22 protein-coding genes and 1 tRNA gene are annotated in these 19,795 nt (G+C 65.1%); 14 read left to right on the top strand and 9 right to left on the bottom strand.

The window, feature by feature from the left end; genetic code table 11:
* The first annotated feature begins 10 nt into the window (after window positions 1-10).
* The 4 genes from ACEPA4_RS01245 to ACEPA4_RS01260 are packed head-to-tail and all read left to right on the top strand — an operon-like array spanning window position 11 to window position 3,663.
* Entirely contained in the window at window positions 11-1,768 is a 1,758-nt protein-coding gene (locus tag ACEPA4_RS01245; protein WP_374082952.1) for a terminase ATPase subunit family protein, read from the top strand.
* Entirely contained in the window at window positions 1,768-2,781 is a 1,014-nt protein-coding gene (locus tag ACEPA4_RS01250) for a phage portal protein (protein WP_374082953.1), read from the top strand. The genes ACEPA4_RS01245 and ACEPA4_RS01250 overlap by 1 nt, the downstream gene beginning before the upstream one ends.
* Window positions 2,778-3,035 (top strand): Com family DNA-binding transcriptional regulator, encoded by a 258-nt coding sequence (locus ACEPA4_RS01255; protein WP_374082954.1) that lies wholly within the window; start codon window positions 2,778-2,780, stop codon window positions 3,033-3,035. The genes ACEPA4_RS01250 and ACEPA4_RS01255 overlap by 4 nt, the downstream gene beginning before the upstream one ends.
* Complete coding sequence (locus tag ACEPA4_RS01260; RefSeq protein WP_374082955.1) at window positions 2,953-3,663, top strand: site-specific DNA-methyltransferase; 711 nt, start codon at window positions 2,953-2,955, stop codon at window positions 3,661-3,663. Before ACEPA4_RS01255 ends, ACEPA4_RS01260 begins: the two co-directional genes overlap by 83 nt.
* Before the next feature lie 47 nt (window positions 3,664-3,710).
* Here the strand turns inward: ACEPA4_RS01260 and ACEPA4_RS01265 are convergent, their stop codons facing one another.
* On the bottom strand, window positions 3,711-4,466 hold the full coding sequence (locus ACEPA4_RS01265) for a DUF5677 domain-containing protein (RefSeq protein WP_338167631.1): 756 nt from the start codon (window positions 4,464-4,466) through the stop codon (window positions 3,711-3,713).
* Between the two features lie 736 nt (window positions 4,467-5,202).
* On the opposite strand from ACEPA4_RS01265, the gene ACEPA4_RS01270 reads away from it, so the two are divergent.
* Window positions 5,203-5,547 (top strand): hypothetical protein, encoded by a 345-nt coding sequence (locus tag ACEPA4_RS01270; protein ID WP_235643097.1) that lies wholly within the window; start codon window positions 5,203-5,205, stop codon window positions 5,545-5,547.
* A gap of 18 nt (window positions 5,548-5,565) precedes the next feature.
* Here the strand turns inward: ACEPA4_RS01270 and ACEPA4_RS01275 are convergent, their stop codons facing one another.
* The 3 genes from ACEPA4_RS01275 to ACEPA4_RS01285 form a co-directional block, all read right to left on the bottom strand.
* Complete coding sequence (locus ACEPA4_RS01275; RefSeq protein WP_374082956.1) at window positions 5,566-6,231, bottom strand: SOS response-associated peptidase; 666 nt, start codon at window positions 6,229-6,231, stop codon at window positions 5,566-5,568.
* A gap of 62 nt (window positions 6,232-6,293) precedes the next feature.
* Entirely contained in the window at window positions 6,294-6,971 is a 678-nt protein-coding gene (locus ACEPA4_RS01280; protein ID WP_180886000.1) for a DUF2971 domain-containing protein, read from the bottom strand.
* Between the two features lie 27 nt (window positions 6,972-6,998).
* Window positions 6,999-8,060, bottom strand: a complete 1,062-nt coding sequence (locus tag ACEPA4_RS01285; RefSeq protein ID WP_374082957.1) for a tyrosine-type recombinase/integrase — start codon at window positions 8,058-8,060, stop codon at window positions 6,999-7,001.
* A 125-nt stretch (window positions 8,061-8,185) separates the two neighbouring features.
* Between ACEPA4_RS01285 and dusA the strand changes: the two genes are divergently transcribed.
* The 4 genes from dusA to ACEPA4_RS01305 all read left to right on the top strand — a co-directional run bounded on the left by dusA (window position 8,186) and on the right by ACEPA4_RS01305 (window position 11,975).
* Complete coding sequence (dusA, locus tag ACEPA4_RS01290) at window positions 8,186-9,181, top strand: tRNA dihydrouridine(20/20a) synthase DusA (RefSeq protein WP_374082958.1); 996 nt, start codon at window positions 8,186-8,188, stop codon at window positions 9,179-9,181.
* 212 nt (window positions 9,182-9,393) lie between these two features.
* Window positions 9,394-9,768 (top strand): hypothetical protein, encoded by a 375-nt coding sequence (locus tag ACEPA4_RS01295; protein WP_005420623.1) that lies wholly within the window; start codon window positions 9,394-9,396, stop codon window positions 9,766-9,768.
* 73 nt (window positions 9,769-9,841) lie between these two features.
* The gene (locus ACEPA4_RS01300; protein WP_004136763.1) at window positions 9,842-10,525 is read left to right on the top strand and encodes a response regulator transcription factor; all 684 of its coding nucleotides are present in this window, start codon (window positions 9,842-9,844) and stop codon (window positions 10,523-10,525) included.
* 25 nt (window positions 10,526-10,550) lie between these two features.
* Window positions 10,551-11,975 (top strand): sensor histidine kinase, encoded by a 1,425-nt coding sequence (locus ACEPA4_RS01305; protein ID WP_014645620.1) that lies wholly within the window; start codon window positions 10,551-10,553, stop codon window positions 11,973-11,975.
* 85 nt (window positions 11,976-12,060) lie between these two features.
* Here ACEPA4_RS01305 and ACEPA4_RS01310 read toward each other — a convergent pair whose 3' ends face one another.
* Both ACEPA4_RS01310 and ACEPA4_RS01315 read right to left on the bottom strand, forming a co-directional pair.
* Window positions 12,061-12,852 carry a zinc-dependent peptidase gene (locus ACEPA4_RS01310; protein WP_176556894.1) on the bottom strand — a complete coding sequence of 264 codons (792 nt, stop codon included), beginning with the start codon at window positions 12,850-12,852 and terminating at the stop codon, window positions 12,061-12,063.
* Window positions 12,819-13,103 carry a hypothetical protein gene (locus ACEPA4_RS01315; protein ID WP_014645622.1) on the bottom strand — a complete coding sequence of 95 codons (285 nt, stop codon included), beginning with the start codon at window positions 13,101-13,103 and terminating at the stop codon, window positions 12,819-12,821. Before ACEPA4_RS01315 ends, ACEPA4_RS01310 begins: the two co-directional genes overlap by 34 nt.
* 144 nt (window positions 13,104-13,247) lie before the next feature.
* On the opposite strand from ACEPA4_RS01315, the gene birA reads away from it, so the two are divergent.
* The 4 genes from birA to ACEPA4_RS01335 all read left to right on the top strand — a co-directional run bounded on the left by birA (window position 13,248) and on the right by ACEPA4_RS01335 (window position 15,918).
* Complete coding sequence (gene birA / locus ACEPA4_RS01320; protein WP_053498755.1) at window positions 13,248-14,216, top strand: bifunctional biotin--[acetyl-CoA-carboxylase] ligase/biotin operon repressor BirA; 969 nt, start codon at window positions 13,248-13,250, stop codon at window positions 14,214-14,216.
* Window positions 14,213-14,944 carry a type III pantothenate kinase gene (locus ACEPA4_RS01325; protein WP_262089788.1) on the top strand — a complete coding sequence of 244 codons (732 nt, stop codon included), beginning with the start codon at window positions 14,213-14,215 and terminating at the stop codon, window positions 14,942-14,944. Before birA ends, ACEPA4_RS01325 begins: the two co-directional genes overlap by 4 nt.
* Before the next feature lie 9 nt (window positions 14,945-14,953).
* Entirely contained in the window at window positions 14,954-15,802 is an 849-nt protein-coding gene (locus ACEPA4_RS01330) for an SPOR domain-containing protein (RefSeq protein ID WP_262089789.1), read from the top strand.
* Between the two features lie 40 nt (window positions 15,803-15,842).
* A tRNA-Thr gene (locus ACEPA4_RS01335) sits at window positions 15,843-15,918 on the top strand.
* 83 nt (window positions 15,919-16,001) lie between these two features.
* Here the strand turns inward: ACEPA4_RS01335 and ACEPA4_RS01340 are convergent.
* From ACEPA4_RS01340 to ACEPA4_RS01350, 3 genes are all read right to left on the bottom strand, one after another.
* Window positions 16,002-17,126: an XVIPCD domain-containing protein gene (locus ACEPA4_RS01340; RefSeq protein ID WP_081280423.1), complete on the bottom strand. Its 1,125-nt coding sequence runs from the start codon at window positions 17,124-17,126 to the stop codon at window positions 16,002-16,004.
* Between the two features lie 22 nt (window positions 17,127-17,148).
* Entirely contained in the window at window positions 17,149-17,748 is a 600-nt protein-coding gene (locus tag ACEPA4_RS01345) for a hypothetical protein (protein WP_139726619.1), read from the bottom strand.
* Window positions 17,749-18,035: 287 nt separating this feature from the next.
* Window positions 18,036-18,437 (bottom strand): hypothetical protein, encoded by a 402-nt coding sequence (locus tag ACEPA4_RS01350; RefSeq protein WP_164229725.1) that lies wholly within the window; start codon window positions 18,435-18,437, stop codon window positions 18,036-18,038.
* Between the two features lie 577 nt (window positions 18,438-19,014).
* Between ACEPA4_RS01350 and ACEPA4_RS01355 the strand changes: the two genes are divergently transcribed.
* On the top strand, window positions 19,015-19,785 hold the full coding sequence (locus ACEPA4_RS01355; RefSeq protein ID WP_111176962.1) for a DUF3011 domain-containing protein: 771 nt from the start codon (window positions 19,015-19,017) through the stop codon (window positions 19,783-19,785).
* Window positions 19,786-19,795 lie beyond the last annotated feature (10 nt).

Below are 19,795 nucleotides of genomic sequence, written 5' to 3' on the forward strand. Positions count from 1 at the left end.
ACCTGTTCACGTGACCAGCGTAGCCGAAAAACTCCACGTCGATCCACGACGCCAAGCCAAGTTCCTGTACTGGATGGGTTGGCGCGTGTGCGATATCGCCTCGCTGATCGGCGAGAAGGAAAAGACGGTCCACAGCTGGAAGGCGCGCGACGAATGGGACCGCGCCGACACCGTCGAGCGCATCGGCGGCGCATTGGAGGCACGCCTGGCCATCCTGATCCACAAGGAAGGCAAGACCGGCGGTGACTTCAAAGAGATTGATCTGCTGCACCGCCAGCTCGAACGGCAGGCGCGCATTCAACGGTACCAGGGCGGTGGCAACGAGGCCGACCTCAATCCGGCAGTGGCCAACCGCAACGCAGCGCCCAAGAAGAAGGCGCGAAAGAACGAGTTCAGCGAGGAAGAGATCGAGCGCCTGCAGACGGCGTTCGTAGATGGCTGTTTCGACTACCAGCGCGATTGGTACCGGGCGGGGAGCGAACGCACGCGCATCATCCTGAAGTCGCGCCAGATCGGTGCCACCTACTACTTCGCCCGCGAGGCGCTGATCGACGCGCTGACCACCGGCCGCAACCAGATTTTCCTGAGCGCATCCAAGAGCCAGGCGCACATCTTCCTCAGCTACATGCGGGGCTTCGTGCGTGAGGTGCTGGACCGTGACCTGACCGGCGACCCGATCACCCTGGCCAATGGCGCCGAGCTGTTCTTCCTGGGCACCAACGCCCGTACCGCACAGGGCTACCACGGCAATTTCTACTTTGACGAGTTCTTCTGGACCTACGGTTTCAACCAGCTGAACAAGGTCGCCAGCGGCATGGCGATGCACAAGAAGTGGCGCAAGACCTACTTCAGCACGCCGTCCACCATGGCGCATGAAGCCTTCGATTTCTGGACCGGCGAGCGCTTCAACAAGGGACGCTCGGTGTCCCAGCAGATCCAGCTGGATGTGAGCCACGCGCGCCTGATGGGGGGCCGGCGTTGTGAGGACGCGATCTGGCGCCAGATCGTGACCGTTCTCGATGCGGCGGGCCGTGGCTGTGACCTGTTCGATATCGAGGAACTGCGCCGCGACTACAGCGCCGAGGAATTCGCCAATCTGCTGATGTGCGAGTTCGTGGATGACAGCGCCAGCGTGTTCCCGCTAACCATGCTGCAGCCCTGCCAGGTCGACAGCTGGGTCGAGTGGGCGGACGACTATAAGCCGTTTGCCGTCCGTCCCTACGGCGACCGCGCTGTGTGGATCGGCTACGACCCGGCCGAGACCGGCGACAGCGCGGGCATTGTGGTGGTGGCCCCGCCGCTGGTGCCCGGGGGCAAGTTCCGCGTGCTGGAGCGGCACCAGTTCAAGGGCATGGAGTTCAAGGACCAGGCCGCGTTCATCGAGCAGATCACCAAGCGCTATTGGGTGACCTACATCGGCGTGGACGCGACCGGCATGGGCACCGGCGTTGCACAGCTGGTGCGCCAGTTCTTCCCCGGTGTGACCGTCTTCAACTACTCGCCCGAGGTGAAAACGCGGCTGGTGCTGAAAGCCTACGACGTAATCAATGACGAACGGCTGGAATACGACGCAGGCTGGACCGACCTCACGCAGTCACTGCTGGCGATCCAGAAAACCATCACCCCGAGCGGGCGCCAGGTGACCTACACCGCCGGGCGCTCGCGCACCACTGGCCATGCTGACCTGGCCTGGGCACTCATGCACGCGCTGCAGAACGAGCCGCTGGAAGGCGGACAGGCTGCGCGCGGCACCATGGAGATTTTCTGATGACCGACACCGACCAGGGCGCCATGGCCGCGCCGCCGGTGAGTATCGAAGCGTTCACCTTTGGCGAGGCCAGCCCCGTGCTGGAATCGCGTGGCTTCCTCGACTACCTCGAATGCTGGCGTAATGGCCGCTACTTCGAGCCGCCGGTGGATCTGCAAGGGCTGTCGCGCACCACGCGCTCCAACCCCTACCTGCACAGCGGCCTGACGTTCAAACGCAACATGCTGGTGCGCACGTTCCGGCCGCACCGGCTGCTGAGCCGCGAGGCGTTCTCGCAGCTGGCGCTGGATTACACCACCTTTGGTATGGGTTACGTCGAACGCCGCCGCGCTATGTCCGGTACCGCGCACAGCCTGGCCGTGCCGCTGGCGCAGTACGTGCGCCGTGGCGTGCGGCCCGGTGAGTTCTTCCAGGTGCGCGCCGGACGGGTAGAGCATGAGTTTCCGGCCGGTGAGGTGTTCCAGCTGCGGGAGGCAGATGCCGATCAGGAAATCTACGGTCTGCCGGAATGGATGCCAGCCGTACAGGCCGCGCTGCTGAACGAGTCGGCCACGCTGTTCCGGCGGAAGTATTACAACAACGGATCGCACGCCGGCTACATCCTCTACATGACCGACCCCCAACCCGAGGGAATGGACGTGGATGCGTTGCGGGACGCACTGCGACAGTCGCGCGGGCCGGGCAATTTCAAGAACCTGTTCGTGCACTCGCCCAACGGAAAGAAGGACGGCCTGCAGGTGATCCCGGTCAGCGAGGTGGCGGCAAGGGATGAATTCACCGGCATCAAGAGCGTGACCCGCGACGACATGCTGGCAGCGCTACGTGTACCGCCGCAGTTGCTGGGCATCGTGCCCCAGAACAGCGGCGGCTTTGGATCGATCCGGGACGCAGCGGCGGTGTGGGCGGCGATGGAGCTTGCCCCGCTGCAGACGCGCATGACCGCGATCAACGAGTGGCTGGGGCAGGAGGTGATCCGCTTCGACGCCTTCGAGCTGGGAGCGGCAGCGGCATGAATCAAGCACGACAGAACCTCCGCTGCGGCGCCTGTGCGCGCCTGCTGGCCAAAGCGGCTGGCGACTACGACCTACAGATGAAGTGCCCCCGGTGTGGGGATATGAACCACATGAAGGCCCAGAGCCTCTCCACGGATCGCCGCGAGCGACACCACGAAGAAGGCTCTATCCATGAAGAACGAACTGATCCACGGCGATGCGCTGACCGTCCTGCCGACCCTGCCGGCCAACAGCTTCGACGCGCTCATCACTGACCCGCCATACGCCAGCGGCGGCACCCACGCCTCCGCTCGCCAGCGCAGCCCCAACGAGAAGTACATGCAGAGCGGTGGCCCACACCTGCATGCCGACTTCCCAAGCGACGAACGCGACCAGCGATCACATCTGGCATGGATGCACCTGTGGCTCGCGCAGTGCCACCGCGTCCTGCGCGATGGTGCGCCCGTGTTGCTGTTCACCGACTGGAGGCAGCTGCCGCTGACTACCGACGCAATGCAGTGCGCCGGCTTCACCTGGCGCGGTGTGGCGGTGTGGGACAAGACGGGCGGCGTGCGACCGCAGCGTGGCCGCTTCTCCAACCAGGCCGAGTACGTAGTGTGGGGCAGCAAGGGCGGGATGCCGCTGGGGCGGGCGGCACCCACGCTGCCGGGTGTGTTCCGCGAGGCGGTACGCAAAGCCGACAAGCATCACCTGACCGGCAAGCCCACCGATCTCATGCGCCAGCTTGTCCGTATCTGCGAGCAGGGTGGCCGCATCCTTGACCCGTTCGCCGGCTCCGGTACCACGCTGGTGGCCGCAGATGCCGAGGGGTACAACTGGACCGGAATCGAGATGACCGCGCACTACTTCGACGTGGCCAGGGCGCGCCTACCCAAGCTGTAACCCACGTCGCAACTGAGCCAACCACAAGCCGCCCTCGGGCGGCTTTCTTACTGCACGTCTGCAGTCTGTGACGCGTCGCGGAGATCCATCATCTTCCCGTGCAAGTCGTTCATTGTGCCGAAGAGCCGGTCGAATTCGCCTTCGGGTGTCCAGGCTATGCCATTCATGGGATAGGTAGCGTGCATCAGCGCGGTACTGGCAAGCGAGAGGATCAGTGAGGCGACCGCCTCTGGCACTTCTGCCCTATGCATCATCGTAGAGTCGCCTTGGTGGCGTAGCGCCAACGCGCTCAGATCATTGTGCGAAAAGCCGCACAGCATGGTGTAGAGGCCAATGACAAAGTCCATGCCTGCCGCCTTGAAGCTCGCAGCTTGGGTGGGCAGCGTTCCCGCGAACTCTTCGTGGAGAGGTTCGTAGCGAGCGAGGCAATCGGCCATCCGGCCATCAATCATTGTCCGGACGCCATCCGGCAAACCCTCGTAGGCGAGCATCTGGTCATAGAACCGCTTCTCACCGCGAGCCTGCTTATACCTCATGCGCTCCACGTGCTGGCTGTCCTGCCCGAGCAGATGGAGATCAGCCGTGGCCTCCAGCATTGAGCGTACATGCACCGCGCTGTGGGTAATGAGGCCGGCATGGGCCAACCGGACCGCCGCTTCGAACTGCTCGGCCACGGTCAGGAACAAGGCGCATTGAGGGCGGCCAGGCGGAGCCAGGGGCGGACGCATGCAACCGATCAGCGTGTTCACTGCGGTCAACTGTTCGGTCGCGAGCGCGAGCGTTTGGGTGATGAGCGGCGTCATGGCCTCTTGGGCGTGGTGGCTACGCCGCCAGTGTGCCTGAAGTTGTGATTGCGTACGGATGGATTTCAATTCGTACGGTCAGGCCGTCCAGACCTCCACGTGCGCACTCGTCTCCCCGCCACGCCTGCGCACTTCATAGCGTGCTTTTTCTGCACTCCCTGCGGCAAAGCCCAGCCCGGCCCTGTGTGGCGTTCTCCGGGGTTTCCAGCCAGCGCCCGGTCCTGCGGTTCCCTGCGCAAGAGCGGCGCCTGCGAGGCCCTCTGCGGCCGTTCCCTGGCCCTTCTCGAAAGGCCCGATTTTTCAGGTGACCACGGGAAGGAGGTAACCAGGTAACACGCGGCCCAGAACATGGTCTAAGCCTGTGATTTCAAAAGAATAAAGGTGGTTACCTTTTGAGGTGATGGGAGGTAATTTTCTGCCCCCTACAAAGTAATGTCATTGATTCATAAGGAATTTCTACTCTGCCGATGTTACCTCCCCAATAGGTAATCGGGTTACTCCAAGGTTACCCGATTGTTACCTTCATGAAGATCATATAAGTAATTGATTTTAAAAGTTAATTGGCAGAATTCGATGGGTTGATTACCTTTGTTACCTCTTTCCCGTGGTCACCTCAAAAATCGCACTCTATCGCGCGTAAGGGGGGCCATCAGCTTCCCTGCCGCCGCACGCGCTCACGCCCGCAACTCGCGCCCTTGTCGCAGCGTTTGCGACGCCCAGCCGTATCCTGCCGGCCATGCCGCTTCCCCCCGACTTCTACTGGACGACGCGCTCTGCCAGCCTCCCCGACGATGCCCCTACGGTCATCGCTTGCAGCGGCGTGTGGGTGGTCGCACTGATGCAACGGGTGAACGACGGGATCTGGATCGCCAGTCTTGACCGGCACCGGCATGGTCCCGGCGGGCCGTTCCGCTGGTGTACCAGCTACGAGCAGGGGCGTGCCGGCGCCGAGATGTGGGTGACCAGGCACGAGAACCGCCTGCGAGAGGATGTGGCCAAGATCGAGGCCTATCGAGAGGCGGTGCGGGCGAACAGGTTGAAGAAGCTGCACATCGAGCCGCCCTTCGGCTGGCAGGGGTAGACGCCTGCCGGCATACGCTCAGGCTACGGGCTGCAGGAGCTGCTCGGTGTTGTTGCGTGGGGTGTTCACAGCCCGGCTCACGCGGTAAGCCTGCATAGCGGGCGGCTCGGAAGCCAGCAGCATCGCCATCGCTTCCTCCGGCTCAGCCGTGAGCCACGCGTCGAGCTGGCCAGGGTCGATCCAGACAGGCATCCGGTCGTGGATATCGGCCGACACCCCGCTGCTGTCGCCCGTGATGATGGTGAAGGTACCCAGGTTGTCGTCTGGCAGCAGCGGGCTGGTGTCCTCCCACAGACCTGCAGCCCAAAGTGGACCGTCGGCGTGGATGAACCATGGATCTTTCTTGCCGTCCACGTCGCTGATCGACCACTCGTAGTAGCCCGCCATTGGCACCAGGCATCTGCGCTTCTTGAACGCGGCCCGGAAGCTGTTCTTGGTGGCCACCGTCTCGATGCGGGCGTTGATGGTGGAGCCCTGCAGGCTCTTGGTCTTGGCCCAGAACGGCAACAGGCCCCACGCGAGCCGAGACAGCTGCCTGCCCGTTCCTCGATCGAGGATTACGGACGCCCGTTGTGTAGGCGCCAGGTTGTAGCTGGGTGGGATCTCGGCCAACGCCGGCGCGAGGTCGACCAGCGACGGCAGACCGAAGTCGAGGACAGGGCGCTGGACGAATCGACCGCACATGAGACGCAGCGTAAGGCCATGGCACGTGGAGCCCACGTGCACAGGCCGGATTCCAGCGCCAGTTAGACGTTGCGCTGAGGTCGCGGTAGCTGCACGTGGCGGGTCACTCGGATGCCTTCGGGGTCTAGGCCAACCTGATGCACCGTGCAATCGGGGGGCGCGATCTTGAGGATCGCTTCCTTCACCGCATCAGGCACACGTGTCCCAAGCAGGATGCTTCGCAATCGACCCTCTAGAAGAACATAGGATTGGTCAGTGATGAAGCGCCACTCCGCCTCGTACTCCCAGTGGTGCGTCTTGTAGCTAAGGGCGTCCTCGACGGTGCTGGAAGTGAGCAGGCCCGTGGGGATCTTCGGTAAGCGGTCGACATACTGAACCTGTCGGAGCTGGGGGTGGTTGTCATCGACCTCGAACTCAAACGCGAGGCCGCGAAAACTGTCGCCATAGAGCGCCCACATCCTAACGTCTTGCCAGGCAGTGGTAAGGCTGCAAACGTTCTTGCCGCCGGTGAGGCGCGCAAGGCCGGCATTTGTATAAACCTCGCGGCCTCTACCTGGGCCGAAGTTCCCCCCGAATTGCATGCCAAAAACCCGCGAGGGTGGTCCCGACACGAGGGTTCGAAACTGCCCTTCAAAAGGGTCATTCAACGCCTCGTATGGAGAGCAGAAAAGGCGCTCATGAATGGCAATATCAAGCGCGTACAGCGAATCCGCACTTCCTTTGAACTTGTACAGCCGCATGTCCAATGTTCTCCTGATGGACCGTTTCTACTCCGGATGGCGATGCAATGACTCAGGGCGAAGCTGCGTGTATCGCTTCAGCTCATTCCATGACTCATGTAGGGTGACCGAGGCCACCTCGGGGATATCGTAGCCCTGCTCGAACAGCCGCGACGTGGCTTCGTGTCGGAGATCGTGGAAGCACAGATCCACGATGCCTAAACGGATGCAGGCCCGCGTAAATGATGTGCTGATCGATTTCGTGTTGTAGGGGAAGATACGGTCTTCCCCCTCGGTCCGCGGCTGCCGCTGCACGATTGACCAGGCATCACCCAGCAGCGCAAACCGCTTATGGTTGCCCGCCTTTTTCCTTGGATGCTTGGCGTCACGCAGGAGGATGGTCCGCGTGGCCACGTCGATGTCTGACCACAGTAGGCGGGTAATTTCGCCTTCGCGTTTCGCCGACAGAATCGCGAAATCGATGATGTCCGCCATCGGAATCTGCGAGCGCCAGGCCGCCTGCATGAAATGGTCGCGCAGCTGCTCCAGCTCCGCATCGGTCGGCCTTCGGTCGCGCCGCTTGGACTTCCCAACCAGCCCAAGCAGCCGCAGGGCGGGGCGGGCCTCCGCGACTGGGTCCACCAGCAGCTTTACGCCTTTCAGGGGTGCGGCCAGCTTCAGCAGCTCGGAGAGGTAGCCCAGCTCTACGTTCATGGTTGCCGGCGAGCAAGCTGGGATAATGACCCCCTTGCCGGTCATGTGGTTTCCGGTGACCCGGCGCCGAGCGTGCTCGATCACGTCGCCGGCCGTAAGTTGTCTGGCCGCGATGTGCCCCAGGCTCTCCTGCAGGCGGGTCATGTTGCCGGACTGTGTCTTCGACACCGCCTTTACGCTGGACAGGGTCTCCGTGCGCCAGGCGATGAGTTCGTTGATCGTGGTTTCGTCGCCGGCGGTCCCGCCTCGCGCTTCAAGGTCGGCCATCTCGCGCTCTACGCGGTCAGCCCAGGTCTTAGCGGCGGTCTTGGTGGGGAATGTGCGGGTTTGTTCTTTGTGGCCCTTGCGGCGCACCATAGCGCGCCAGCGGCCGTTCCGATTCTGCAGTGTTGCCATCGTTGTGCCAGTCCGTGTTGTGCCAAGGCCGGCTTGGCACACGGATGGTACAGATGAATGGGAATCACCGGGAAAAATTGGGAAAAATTGGGTGCTTTGCTGTGCCCCTGACAGGTCTTAAGTATATGAAAACGTTGAGAAGTGATGAAATTCGCCTGTCCGTGGCCCCCATGATGGACTGGACCGACCGCCATTGCCGCGTGTTCCACCGCGTGCTGGCGCCGGGTGCGCGCCTGTACACGGAAATGGTGCACACCAACGCGGTCATCCACGGCGACCGCGAGCGCCTGCTCGGCTTCGACCGCAGCGAACAGCCGCTGGCGCTGCAGCTGGGCGGCAGCGACCCGGCGCTGCTGGCGCAGGCCGCGCGCATCGCCGCGGAGTGGGGCTACGACGAGGTCAACCTCAACTGCGGCTGTCCGTCCGACCGCGTGCAGGCCGGGCGTTTTGGCGCCTGCCTGATGCGCGAGCCGGCGCTGGTAGCCGACTGCGTGGCGGCGATGGTCGACGCGATCGGGATCCCGGTGACGGTGAAGTGCCGCCTGGGCGTGGACGAGGACAACGACTATGACGTGTTCGCCGCCTTCGTCGACCGCCAGGTCGCCGCCGGTGCCGCAATGGTGGTGGTGCATGCGCGCAACGCGTGGCTGAAGGGCCTGTCGCCGAAGGAGAACCGCGAGGTTCCGCCACTGAAGTACGACTGGGCCTACCGCCTGAAGCAGGAGCGCCCGGCGCTGCCGGTGGTGCTCAATGGCGGCCTGGCCAGCATCGAGGCGGTGCAGGCGCAGGCCGCGCACGTCGATGGCGTGATGCTGGGCCGCGCGGCCTACCACGACCCCTACCTGCTGCATCAGCTGGAGGCGCTGCAGACCGGCGCGCCGTTGCAGGCGCGCGGTGACCTGCTGCGCACGCTGCGTCCCTACGTGGAAGCGCGCCTGGGCGAAGGTCTGGCACTGAAGCACATCACCCGCCACCTGCTCGGCCTGTTCCACGGCCAGCCCGGTGGCCGCGCGTTCCGCCAGGTGCTGAGCGAGGGCGCGCACCGCCCGGGCGCCGACTGGAGCCTGGTCGAGCAGGCGCTGTCGGTCACCGAGCGCGATGCCGATCGTGCCGCAGCGTGACCGCAGTCACATTCCTGACTTGACAAGGGACGGCGATTCGTCCCGAATGTTCACCTAGCTGAACATCGCAGGGCTGCGGCCGGAAAAGTTCAGACCGGATTCACTGCCCCAAACCAAGAATTTGCAAAGGAATTGTAAAGGCCGGGTCCCGCACCCGGCTCCCGGATTTACGACTTTTGAACGAATCGCCGTGCTCGGCTAGGATCGCATCGATGTCTTCCGCTCCCTTCCATTGCCGCATTGCCCTGGCCACCTGCGTGGTGCTGTCGGCTGCGCCGCTGTCGTCGGCGCTGGCGCAACAGCCGCCGCGCGGCGAGCAGGCACGGGCGGAAATGATGGATCGGGGAGAGCGCGGCAACCGTGGCGACGAGCGTTCGCTGTCCGATGCCGTGCGCCGCGTGCAGCGCAGCACCGGCGGCCACATCCTCGGCGCCGAGCGCGTGCCGTTCGATGGTCGTGATATCAACCGGGTGAAGTACATGGACGACCGGGGCCGGGTCCGCTACATGGACGACCCCGCCCCGTCGCGTTCACAGCCGCGCACGCCGCGGTCGGATATGTCATCACTACGCGGCGATAACCCCTGAACAGGGATAGTCGTCGGTATCAACCCGTACCCCACAGGCCTCCGGGCCACACCCAGGACACTAGGGAGAGTTCATGCGTATCCTTCTGGTCGAAGACGAAGCCCCGCTGCGTGAGACCCTGGCAGCCCGGCTCAAGCGCGAAGGCTTTGCCGTCGATGCTGCGCAGGACGGCGAGGAAGGCCTCTACATGGGGCGCGAAGTTCCGTTCGATGTCGGCATCATCGACCTCGGCCTGCCCAAGATGTCGGGCATGGAGCTGATCAAGGCCCTGCGTGACGAAGGCAAGAAGTTCCCGGTACTGATCCTGACCGCGCGTTCGAGCTGGCAGGACAAGGTCGAGGGCCTGAAGCAGGGCGCCGACGATTACCTGGTCAAGCCGTTCCACGTCGAAGAGCTGCTGGCCCGCGTCAACGCGCTGCTGCGCCGCGCCGCCGGCTGGAGCAAGCCGACCCTGGAATGCGGCCCGGTCGCCCTGGACCTTGCTGCCCAGACGGTCAGCGTGGCCGGCAGCAATGTCGACCTGACCAGCTACGAGTACAAGGTGCTGGAGTACCTGATGATGCATGCCGGTGAACTGGTCTCCAAGGCCGACCTCACCGAACACATCTACCAGCAGGACTTCGACCGCGACTCCAACGTGCTGGAGGTCTTCATCGGCCGCCTGCGCAAGAAGCTGGACCCGGATGGAGAACTGAAGCCGATCGAGACCGTGCGCGGTCGCGGCTACCGTTTCGCGATCCCGCGCAACGAGGGCTGAGCCGGCTCACCCTGGCGATAACACGATGTCCGGCCGTCTGTGGTTCTTCCGACGCTGGCGGCCGCGCTCACTGCAGGCGCGCCAGATGCTCGCCGCGTCCGTGGGCCTGGTCGCGTTCCTGGCGCTGGCCGGTTACGCGCTCGACGCCGCCTTCGCCGATACGGCGAAGGCGAACCTGCGTGAGCGCCTGAAGAACTACGCCACCTCCTACGCGGCCGGCATCGACTTCACCCGCGACCGCTCGCTGTACATCCGCGAGCAGCCGCCGGATTCGCGCTTCGACGTACCGGGCAGTGGCCTGTACCTGCAGGTGGTGATGCCGCACGGCAAGGGCAATTCGATGTCCGCCGAAGGCCCGATGCTGCCCACCGTCGGTGGCGGCCTGCTGGCGCCGCGCCAGGAAGTGTTCGAAGGTCCGCTGCCGATGATCCAGATCGATGGCAGCCAGGGCTCGGTGTACCGCTATGGCCTGGGCCTGGTGTGGGGCGCCGACGCCGACCCCGCCACCGAATTCCCGTACACCATCTACGTGATGGAAGACTCGCGCGCGCTGGGTGCGCAGCTGCGCGTGTTCCGTGGCCGCGTCTGGTTCTACCTGGGCGGCATCGGCCTGATCCTGCTGCTGCTGCAGACCGTCATCCTGCAGTGGAGCCTGCGCCCGCTGCGCCGGGTGATCACCGAGCTGACCAAGGTGCAGCGCGGCGAGACCGAGCGCATGAGCGAGCGCCACCCGCGCGAGCTGGAACCGCTGACCGACAGCATCAACGCCTTCATCGAAAGCGAGCGCGAGAACCTTGAGCGCCAGCGCAATACCCTTGCCGATCTGGCGCACAGCCTGAAAACGCCAATCGCGGTACTGCGCACGCAGATGGACAGCGGTGCCGGCGACGGTGCGCTGCGCGAAGAACTGGACGTGCAGCTGCAGCGCATGAACAACCTGGTTTCGTACCAGTTGGCACGCGCGGCCTCGTCGGGCCACAAGCTGTTCTCCGCGCCGCTGCCGATCGAGTCCAACGCCGAGGAAATCGTGCGTGGCCTGGAAAAGGTCTACGCCTCCAAGGGCGTGCTGTGCGAATTCGATATCGACCCGGCCGCGCGCTTCCACGGCGAACCGGGGGACCTGCAGGAACTGCTCGGTAACTTGCTGGAGAACGCCTTCAAGTGGGCCAACCGCCGCGTGCTGCTGACCGCGCAGCCGCTGCCGGCGCCGAACGCACGCCGTGCCGGCCTGCTGCTGGCGGTGGACGATGATGGCCCGGGCATCGCCCCGGACGACATCGGCAAGGTGCTGCAGCGTGGCGTGCGTGGCGACGAGCGCGTGCAGGGCCACGGCATCGGCCTGTCGATCGTGCAGGACCTGATCAAGGACTACCGCGGCGAACTGACCGTGGGCCGTTCAGCCGAACTGGGTGGCGCCCGCTTCGAAGTGCGCTTGCCGCCGGGGCCGTAAACCTCGTTGATCGGTAGTGCCGGCCGCTGGCCGGCAACCAAGCAATGCCATCGAAGATCATGAGGTTGCCGGCCAGCGGCCGGCACTACGGCATTTCGATCTTCGGCGGCTCGCCATAGAACCGCCGCAGCTGCGCGGCCACCTCCGGCAACGCCTGCTGCAGCAGATCCGGTGCCGAGAAGTGGTACTCGCTGGCCACCGCGAAGAACTCCTCCGGCGCCTCGGCCGCATACGGATCGATCAGGGTCTCTTCGCCGGCGTCCACCTGCGCGCAGAAGGCGTCGTAGGCGCGCTGGAACGTGGCTGCCCACTCAAGCTGCCATTGCCGCGGCAGCGGCGGTGTGCCGTCCATTGCACCATCCAGCGCATCGAGCTTGTGCACCATCTCATGCACCGCCACGCAGTAGCCGTCGTGCGGTGCGGCCAGGTCGGCCTGCACATCGGCCCAGGACAGGATCAACGGACCGCTGTCCCACGACTCGCCGATCAGCTCGTCATCCCACTCGTGCAGCACGCCGGCCGCATCCATGTGGCTGCGGTGCACGCGGAACGCATCCGGGTAGACGATCAGTTGCGACCAGCCCTCCAGCCCCACCGCGCCGAACTCCAGCAGCGGCAGGCAGCACAGCGCGGCCAGCAGCACGCCGTCGCCGGCCTGCAACTGCAGCTCACCGATCGGAGTAATGGTCTTCTCATGCAGGAAGCGCGTGGCCAGCACGCGCAGTCGCGCGCGGCGTTCGTCGTCCAGGCCGTGCAGCCAGGCCGCACGGCGGCAGGCGTCTTCCCAAAGCGCATCGTCGATCGGCCGCGGCGAGGGCCGCAGCCACTGCAGCAACGACTTGATCAGCGGAACATTCCCGGCAGGTAGCTGTGCCACTTCGGCGCACGGATGCGCTGCAGCACGTCGTCGTCGCTGCCGCCGCCCCCGGTGCTGGTGGCACTGCTGGCCGCAGGGCGTACCGGTGCCGGCTTGGTGGTCGCAGCCGAGGCGGTCGCGGTCGGCGCGCGCTGCGAGGCGGCATCACCGTTGGAGGACACGCAGGCGCCGCGGCTGTCGTCCAGCGCTGCCGTTGCAGACGCCGCGAAGGGCATCATCAGCAGGATCAGGCAATGGGCATAACGGCGCATTGACGACATCCACGTTAAGGGAGGGTGAGTTCCCGATTCTAGCCCGAACCCGGCGCCCCGTTGGAAGCCCCTGCGGAACCCAGCGTGGCAGGCGTCGCTGGCGGCTTTCCCGCATAATTCCTTCCTGACTTCGTGGAAGCTGCCGTGGACGATCGCCAATTGCTGGCCAAACTCGCTGCCGGTCGCCTGTCCGGCGACGCCCTGGCCCGAGAGCTGGGCCAGACCCGGGCGGCTATTTGGAAGCGTATTCAAGGGCTTAGGGCCGCAGGTGTGGACATCGAGGGCCGTGCTGGCGAGGGCTATGGCCTGACCCGCCCGGTCGACCTGCTGGACCCGGCGGCGATCCGCGCCGGCCTGCCCGCCGATGCCCAGGCCCTGCTGCACGACCTGCAGGTGGCCTGGACGGTGGACTCTACCAACGCCGAATTGCTGCGGTGCAGCGCGCCCCAGCGCGGAGTCAGCGTCCTGCTGGCCGAACGCCAGACTGGCGGCCGCGGCCGTCGTGGCCGCACCTGGGCCTCGCCGTTGGCCGCGCATATCTACCTGTCGGTGATGCGCCTGTACTCCGGCGGCCTGGGGCGCCTGGCCGGGTTGAGCCTGGTGGCCGGCATCGCCGTGGCCGAAGCGCTGCACGACCTGGGCTACACCCAAGCGCAGTTGAAGTGGCCGAACGACCTGATCGTCGATGGCAAGCGAAAGCTGGTCGGCCTGCTTGCCGAGGGCGGTGGCGAATACGCCGGCCCGGCGCGCGCGGTGATCGGCATCGGCATCAACACCCACATGCCGCCGTCGTTCGGCGAGCAGATCACCCAGCCGTGGGTGGACCTGGACACGTTGGCCGGCAAGCCGGTGGACCGCAATGGGGTGGTTGCTGCCGTGCTGGCGCGCCTGCTGCCGGCGCTGGAGGAATTCGATCGCGAAGGCCTCGCTCCGTTCCTGCCGCGCTACGCTGCCTTCGACATGCTGGCCGGCCGCGAAGTGCGCGTGGAACTGGACGGGCAGTGGCAGCACGGTACTGCGCTTGGCCTGGCCGATGACGGCGCATTGCGCGTGCGCATCGATGGCCAGGAACGCCTGCTGCACGCCGGCGAAGTCAGCGTGAGGGCGGCATGAGCGATTGGTTGTTCGACCTCGGCAACTCGCGCTTCAAGTTCGCGCCGTTGCAGGGTGACCGTGCCGGTGACGTACAGGCCTGGGCGCATGGCGCCGAAGGCATGGCCGGGCAGCCGCCGCACAGCCTGCCCAGCGGCCGCACCGCGTTCGTGGCCAGCGTGGCCGCACCGTCGCTGACCAGCGCGATGCTGGACCAGCTGCAACGCCGCTTCGAAAACGTGCACGTGGTGCGCACCAGCGCCGAATGCGCCGGTGTGCGCATTGCCTATGCCAAGCCGGAAAAGTACGGCGTCGACCGCTTCCTGGCCCTGCTGGCTGCCGCAAAGGCACAACGCCCGGTGCTGGTGGTCGGCGTGGGCACCGCGCTGACGATTGACCTGCTCGATGCCGACGGCCAGCACCACGGTGGCCGCATCTCCGCATCGCCCACCACCATGCGCGAAGCACTGCACGCCCGTGCCGTGCAGCTGCCCGCGACCGGTGGCGGCTACAGCGAGTTCGCCAACGACACCGCCGACGCGCTGGCCTCCGGCTGCGATGGCGCTGCGGTGGCGCTGATTGAACGCAGCGCACAGCACGCGCACACGCTGCTGGGCGTGGCACCGTCGCTGCTCGTGCACGGTGGCGGCGCATCGGCGCTGATGCCGTTGCTGCCCGCTGCCGATTACCACCCCTCGCTGGTGCTGGATGGCCTCGCCCGCTGGGCGGTGCACCAGCCCGCGCGCTAGTATCCGCGCATGCTGACCCGTGCCCTGATCGTCGTACTGGCCATTCTCAATCTCGGCGTCGCCTGCTGGTGGCTGCTGCGCGATGCGCCGCAGAAGCCTGCGCCTGCGCCGCAACCGGCTGGCGTCGCCGAGCTGCGGTGGGTGCCGGGTGGCGCGGATGAGAATGCCGCAGCCGAGGCCACTGCGGCCGCCCCGACCGCACCGCTGATGGAGCGCGAACCGGCGGCGAAGACCGCGGTGGCTGCGACGCCCGCGCCCGTTGCGCCGGCCAAGCCGGAGATCGCCAAGTCGCAGGTGGCTGAGGCTGCGCCGGTTGCTGACGCTGCCAAGCCGGGAACACCGCCTGTACCCGTTCCGGCACCGGAAAAGCCCGTCACCCCGCCCGCGGCCGCCGAGCCGCCGCGCTGCGTCGCGCTGGGCCCGTTCGCCGACCGCGCCGCCGCGAGCAGCGCGCAGGGCAAGGCCGGCACGCTGCTCAGCCAGGTGCACCTGCGCGAACAGCCCGCTGCCAGCGGCAGCGCCCGTTACCGGGTGATGCTGCCGGCCGCCGCCAACCGTGATGAAGCCCAGGCCACCGTGAAACGCATTGTCGCCGCCGGCCTGAGCGACTACTACATCATCAGCCAGGGCGAGGAGGCCAACGCCGTGGCGCTGGGCCAGTACCGCAACCGCGAAGGCGCCGAACGGCGCATGGCGGCGGTGCAGGCCGCCGGGTTCCAGCCGCGCCTGGTGACCAGCGGCGACGCCGGCCAATGGTGGCTGGAAGGGCAGCTGGCGGCAGGCACGCAGCGGGCCCAGGCCCAGCAGCGCAGCGGGGCAGCACAGAGCCGGTCGCTGGAATGCGCAAGGTTGCGCTAGAATCCCCGGACCGCGGCCCTGCCGCCGGTGCACCACCCATGCCGCTTTAGCTCAGTTGGTAGAGCAACTGTCTTGTAAACAGTAGGTCATCCGTTCGATTCGGATAAGCGGCACCACCCCAAGATTCAGCGCCTCTTTGCGCTGCTCTAGGTACCTGCCCGGTGGTTCGAAGGGCGGCAGAGCTGTTTTCTCGACAGCCTCACCTTGAAAACGATGGCCCGTCCTGCGCATGAACCTGCTGCGCCGGCTGCTGTTCAAGATTTGCGGCCAACGCTTCAGCGCGATGAAGGGACTCTGCTTCAGGAACGCGAAGCGCGTCCATCATATTCATGGTTCCACGGCGTTGGGCAGGATCGTCCATCGCCCCCTCGACGATGAATACTTTCTCGCCACGTGCAAGGGACTCTGTCGGGTTGTTCAATGCAACGTGGTCAACTCTTGAAAACCCCTGCTCCTTCGCGAGCACCAACAGACTCGCGGATATGCGCTGACTCGACTCATCCCACTGCTTCCCGCTCTCGGCGTCCAAGCGTTCCACACCCGCTCTTATCTGCATGTAGAGAGAGCGGTCAGCGTTTCCGAGTTCAGCTACTGAGGAAGCTGTTCGCTGCACTGAGAGTGAGTCGTCGGCGACCACGGCGTCTCTTTCCGCAGCCGAAGTGCGCTCGGCGTCAAATTCTGGCTCGGGCCTACGTCGACGCTGCGTGGGTGCTATGTGCTGATCATAGTGCGCGCCATAGTAAAGCTCGTATGTCGCATGAGGACCAACAGAAGGAGCCTCCGTTTTGAACACCTCAGCGATCTGTCCAAGTGCCTGGTTTCGATTGATCCGCCCGGCCTGGAGTTCAACGGCAATGGCTCCATACTGTTGCGGTCGATTACCCGTACCCGACACGCCAATGTCCGGTCCACCGGCCGCAATGAGTTCACGCTGGACCTGGACATTACTGAGCGTCGCAGCGGCTTCTCCGCGTAGCAGGGTGTTTACATAGGTTTGCTTGGACGTCGGATCGGGACGTTCGGTGAAGAGATGGTGCCCCACCTCGTGTGAAAGAGAGCGCGCGATTCTGGAGCCTTGTCCAACCGCGTTCTCGTCAATAACGATCTTCTCACCGGGAACAAGATAGGTGCCCCTACCGGCTTGTCCCCAGACAACCTCCAGATCGTCGCGCTCGGCCTGTGCGAGACCCGCCCGAAGTGTTGGGGATTTCGCTAGAAGCGGCGCCAGCGAGGGGTCAGCTAACGGGGAGTCCGGCCGACGTTCGGGTCCTGGGCGAGGCCCCCCCTGCGGCTGCGGCAGTACAGAGTCTTCAGTACGTTCCATGTTGGAGCTCCTGCCCTGGGGGTCAACGCTGACTGATCAATACGTGGGTCAATGTCGCATTGTCAGGGGCCAGAGTGAGTACAACCTCAGCACCGTTCACTGGCGCGGTCCAGTAAGGGCGTGAGTCAGGGGCATCAGGCCGAGGTGGATATTGCGCGGTTCCCTCCCAGATGACTTCTTTGAGCGCGACGCTCGGTGGCGCGACATCGAAGGTCAGCTTCGCCTGCGCAGGATTATCGACAGCACTTCTCAGTGAGATGTTCCGAACTTCAAGGCCGCCCAACATTCCACGTTCTGCGGTTCGCTCGTCTCTCAGGCCCTGCCGGGTCGGTTTTCCAAGATGCGTGTGAAGCTGTTCGTTCAACGCATCGATATCGCCAAAACGCACATTGGACAATCGCTCGATGCTGTTCTTGAATCGCTCCATACCAGCTTCACTCCCTGATTTGATGGCCTGTCTTTGATTCACATGATCTGATGGGGGCGGCGTCGCGGCGCTCGAACATGCTGTCAGCACCAGCGCCGGAATAACGATCGCGAGGCGACGACGCGCTGCGATCCAGAGGCGGCGCCGAAGTCCGCGTTTTGATGAAGAATCGCATTTCTCGACCCACGCATCCATGAAAGCATCTCTCGCGCCACTGTCACGCTCTTGAATCTAGCACAGCATCTTTTGACTGCGGATTGGGTCCGTGATCCGTGCCTTGGGTGTGCGCTTGCATGCCAGAGCAGCATGGGCATGCGCCGAGCATGATGCGTCGGCGCGGCGCCGGTCGCAAAGGCGGGGGAACGAAAATGAAGAAACCGCCTTTCGCCGGTCTTCTCGCCCCAACCCGGTGAGTCAGCTCAATGTATGACGTGGGCAGATCCTTCGATCAACGCCGCACACACACTGCGACCGCAGCAGCCTCAGCTACGCACCTGCAACGCCACATACTCCGCCAGACCCCGGCAGGCCAGCATCAGTCCTTCGCGCGTGCCGTCGCCGATGTCGTCTTTCTCTTCCCCGTCCACGCGCACGCGCTCGGCGGCGTGGTACAGCTCCAGCAGTGACACCAGGCCCACTGCGGCGCGATCCCGGCGCGCGGCGGCCACGGCCTGGCCGGGTGTGCTGGCGGGCCCCGGCCACGGCTGTCCATCGGCGGCGTCACCGGCCTGGATGCGCTGCAGGCAGCCGGGCAGGTTGATCGGCGCGGGCGCCTCGTTCGCGGCGGCGAAAGCGGCTTCCAACGGCTGGGCCAGTTCAGGTGGCAGGCGCAGAGCCGCCTCGCCGAGGGTGGCGGTCAGGTACGGGTGAGGGGTTCTGGACATGCGGGCATCCTCGTCAGGAACAGAGGTGCCGCCACGGTAGGGTGGCGGGCGATGCGTGGCTTCCAAGACCGGGAATCGATGAGCCGGCGGGCACGGGGCCCCCACGCACCGCCCGCCGTCGATCGGCGAACGGATTGCCAGCCGGCGCCGCTTGGGAAGACGGCGCCGGCTGGCAAGCGTATACAGCATCGATTACGCGGGCTTGGAAGACCCGGCCACCTTTGCAGGTGGCGATTCATCATGCGCACGTGAAATCACCGCCTGCCAGTCGTTTGTTTCGATGGCATCGGGAGATCTGAAAGGAAAAATGAATTATCGCGTTTGGCCCGTTTCGGGCATCGCAATGCCAGAAGCGACAGATTGCGCAGTGGCGCCATCAGCGAGAAATCTGCCCGAACCATCGCTGCCGCATGCCCTGAGCTGGCCCACGAAGTAAAGGTGACTTAACAGCCCGGGCAAGGCTCCACATCTACCATAGCAAACACAAACGCCCGAATGCGCTGCCGGCTTTTTGATTCACAGACCATTTGCAGACCCCCGACACATACTGGGGACACATGCCCTTCGGGACCCACCCATGCGTCGCCACGCCCTGCCGCTCACCGTCGCACTGTTGGTCACAACCTTCGCAGCCCCGGCCATGGCCGCCGTGCCGTTCTTCAACGCCAGCTGCCCGGGCGGCATCGATGTTCACGCAGACGATGGCGGGCCGGTCTACGTGCAGGGCCGCGAGACGGCGCTGAAGCGCTTCAACGACCGCTATTTCGAAGCACGCGATGCCAACAGCGGCATCACCCTGTCGATCAGCCGCAACGATGACGGCGCGCCGCAAGTCAGCTACACCGGCCGTGGCGGCGCCAATGGCATCTGCCAAGTCAGCGCCAGCGGCACGCCTGCGCCCGCCGCAAACGGCGAACGCTCTCGCGACGGTGCCGCCGGGGATGCCGCGCTACCGCGCGAAGTCACCTGCGAATCCACCGGCCAGCAGCAGGTGTCGTGCGATCTGAATACCCGCGGCAATGTGGAAATCGTGCGCCAGCTCAGCCGCACCCGCTGCGAGGAAGGCAGGAACTGGGGCCTGTCGCGGCACTCGGTGTGGGTCAATGGCGGCTGCCGCGCGGTGTTCCGCAATGTGTCTTCGGTGACCACCCCGGCGCCGGCAGGCGATACCGCGTTGGGCGCCTGCAACATGCGCAAGGGCGCTCAGGGCGCGCTGGTCACCCAGATGCCGGTGGGCAGCGATTACCAGGAACTGATCATCGATTATCCCGACGGCCGTTTCCTGTGCATGATGCGCAACAACGGTCAGGTGCAGAGCCTGACGCCGGTTCGCCGCCGCGGCGGTTGAGGCGCGGCGG

Origin of the sequence: Stenotrophomonas sp. P2112, from assembly GCF_041897515.1 — a bacterium.
GTDB lineage: Bacteria > Pseudomonadota > Gammaproteobacteria > Xanthomonadales > Xanthomonadaceae > Stenotrophomonas > Stenotrophomonas sepilia.

Excerpts from the sequence above, each read along its gene's own strand:
- ACEPA4_RS01250 (WP_374082953.1), top strand. The coding sequence starts at position 1,768 with ATGACCGACACCGACCAGGGCGCCATGGCCGCGCCGCCGGTGAGTATC.
- ACEPA4_RS01255 (WP_374082954.1), top strand. The coding sequence starts at position 2,778 with ATGAATCAAGCACGACAGAACCTCCGCTGCGGCGCCTGTGCGCGCCTG.
- ACEPA4_RS01260 (WP_374082955.1), top strand. The coding sequence starts at position 2,953 with ATGAAGAACGAACTGATCCACGGCGATGCGCTGACCGTCCTGCCGACC.
- ACEPA4_RS01265 (WP_338167631.1), bottom strand. The coding sequence starts at position 4,466 with ATGACGCCGCTCATCACCCAAACGCTCGCGCTCGCGACCGAACAGTTG.
- ACEPA4_RS01270 (WP_235643097.1), top strand. The coding sequence starts at position 5,203 with ATGCCGCTTCCCCCCGACTTCTACTGGACGACGCGCTCTGCCAGCCTC.
- ACEPA4_RS01275 (WP_374082956.1), bottom strand. The coding sequence starts at position 6,231 with ATGTGCGGTCGATTCGTCCAGCGCCCTGTCCTCGACTTCGGTCTGCCG.
- ACEPA4_RS01280 (WP_180886000.1), bottom strand. The coding sequence starts at position 6,971 with ATGCGGCTGTACAAGTTCAAAGGAAGTGCGGATTCGCTGTACGCGCTT.
- ACEPA4_RS01285 (WP_374082957.1), bottom strand. The coding sequence starts at position 8,060 with ATGGCAACACTGCAGAATCGGAACGGCCGCTGGCGCGCTATGGTGCGC.
- dusA (WP_374082958.1), top strand. The coding sequence starts at position 8,186 with ATGAAAACGTTGAGAAGTGATGAAATTCGCCTGTCCGTGGCCCCCATG.
- ACEPA4_RS01295 (WP_005420623.1), top strand. The coding sequence starts at position 9,394 with ATGTCTTCCGCTCCCTTCCATTGCCGCATTGCCCTGGCCACCTGCGTG.
- ACEPA4_RS01300 (WP_004136763.1), top strand. The coding sequence starts at position 9,842 with ATGCGTATCCTTCTGGTCGAAGACGAAGCCCCGCTGCGTGAGACCCTG.
- ACEPA4_RS01305 (WP_014645620.1), top strand. The coding sequence starts at position 10,551 with ATGTCCGGCCGTCTGTGGTTCTTCCGACGCTGGCGGCCGCGCTCACTG.
- ACEPA4_RS01315 (WP_014645622.1), bottom strand. The coding sequence starts at position 13,103 with ATGCGCCGTTATGCCCATTGCCTGATCCTGCTGATGATGCCCTTCGCG.
- ACEPA4_RS01325 (WP_262089788.1), top strand. The coding sequence starts at position 14,213 with ATGAGCGATTGGTTGTTCGACCTCGGCAACTCGCGCTTCAAGTTCGCG.
- ACEPA4_RS01330 (WP_262089789.1), top strand. The coding sequence starts at position 14,954 with ATGCTGACCCGTGCCCTGATCGTCGTACTGGCCATTCTCAATCTCGGC.
- ACEPA4_RS01340 (WP_081280423.1), bottom strand. The coding sequence starts at position 17,126 with ATGGAACGTACTGAAGACTCTGTACTGCCGCAGCCGCAGGGGGGGCCT.
- ACEPA4_RS01345 (WP_139726619.1), bottom strand. The coding sequence starts at position 17,748 with ATGGATGCGTGGGTCGAGAAATGCGATTCTTCATCAAAACGCGGACTT.
- ACEPA4_RS01350 (WP_164229725.1), bottom strand. The coding sequence starts at position 18,437 with ATGTCCAGAACCCCTCACCCGTACCTGACCGCCACCCTCGGCGAGGCG.
- ACEPA4_RS01355 (WP_111176962.1), top strand. The coding sequence starts at position 19,015 with ATGCGTCGCCACGCCCTGCCGCTCACCGTCGCACTGTTGGTCACAACC.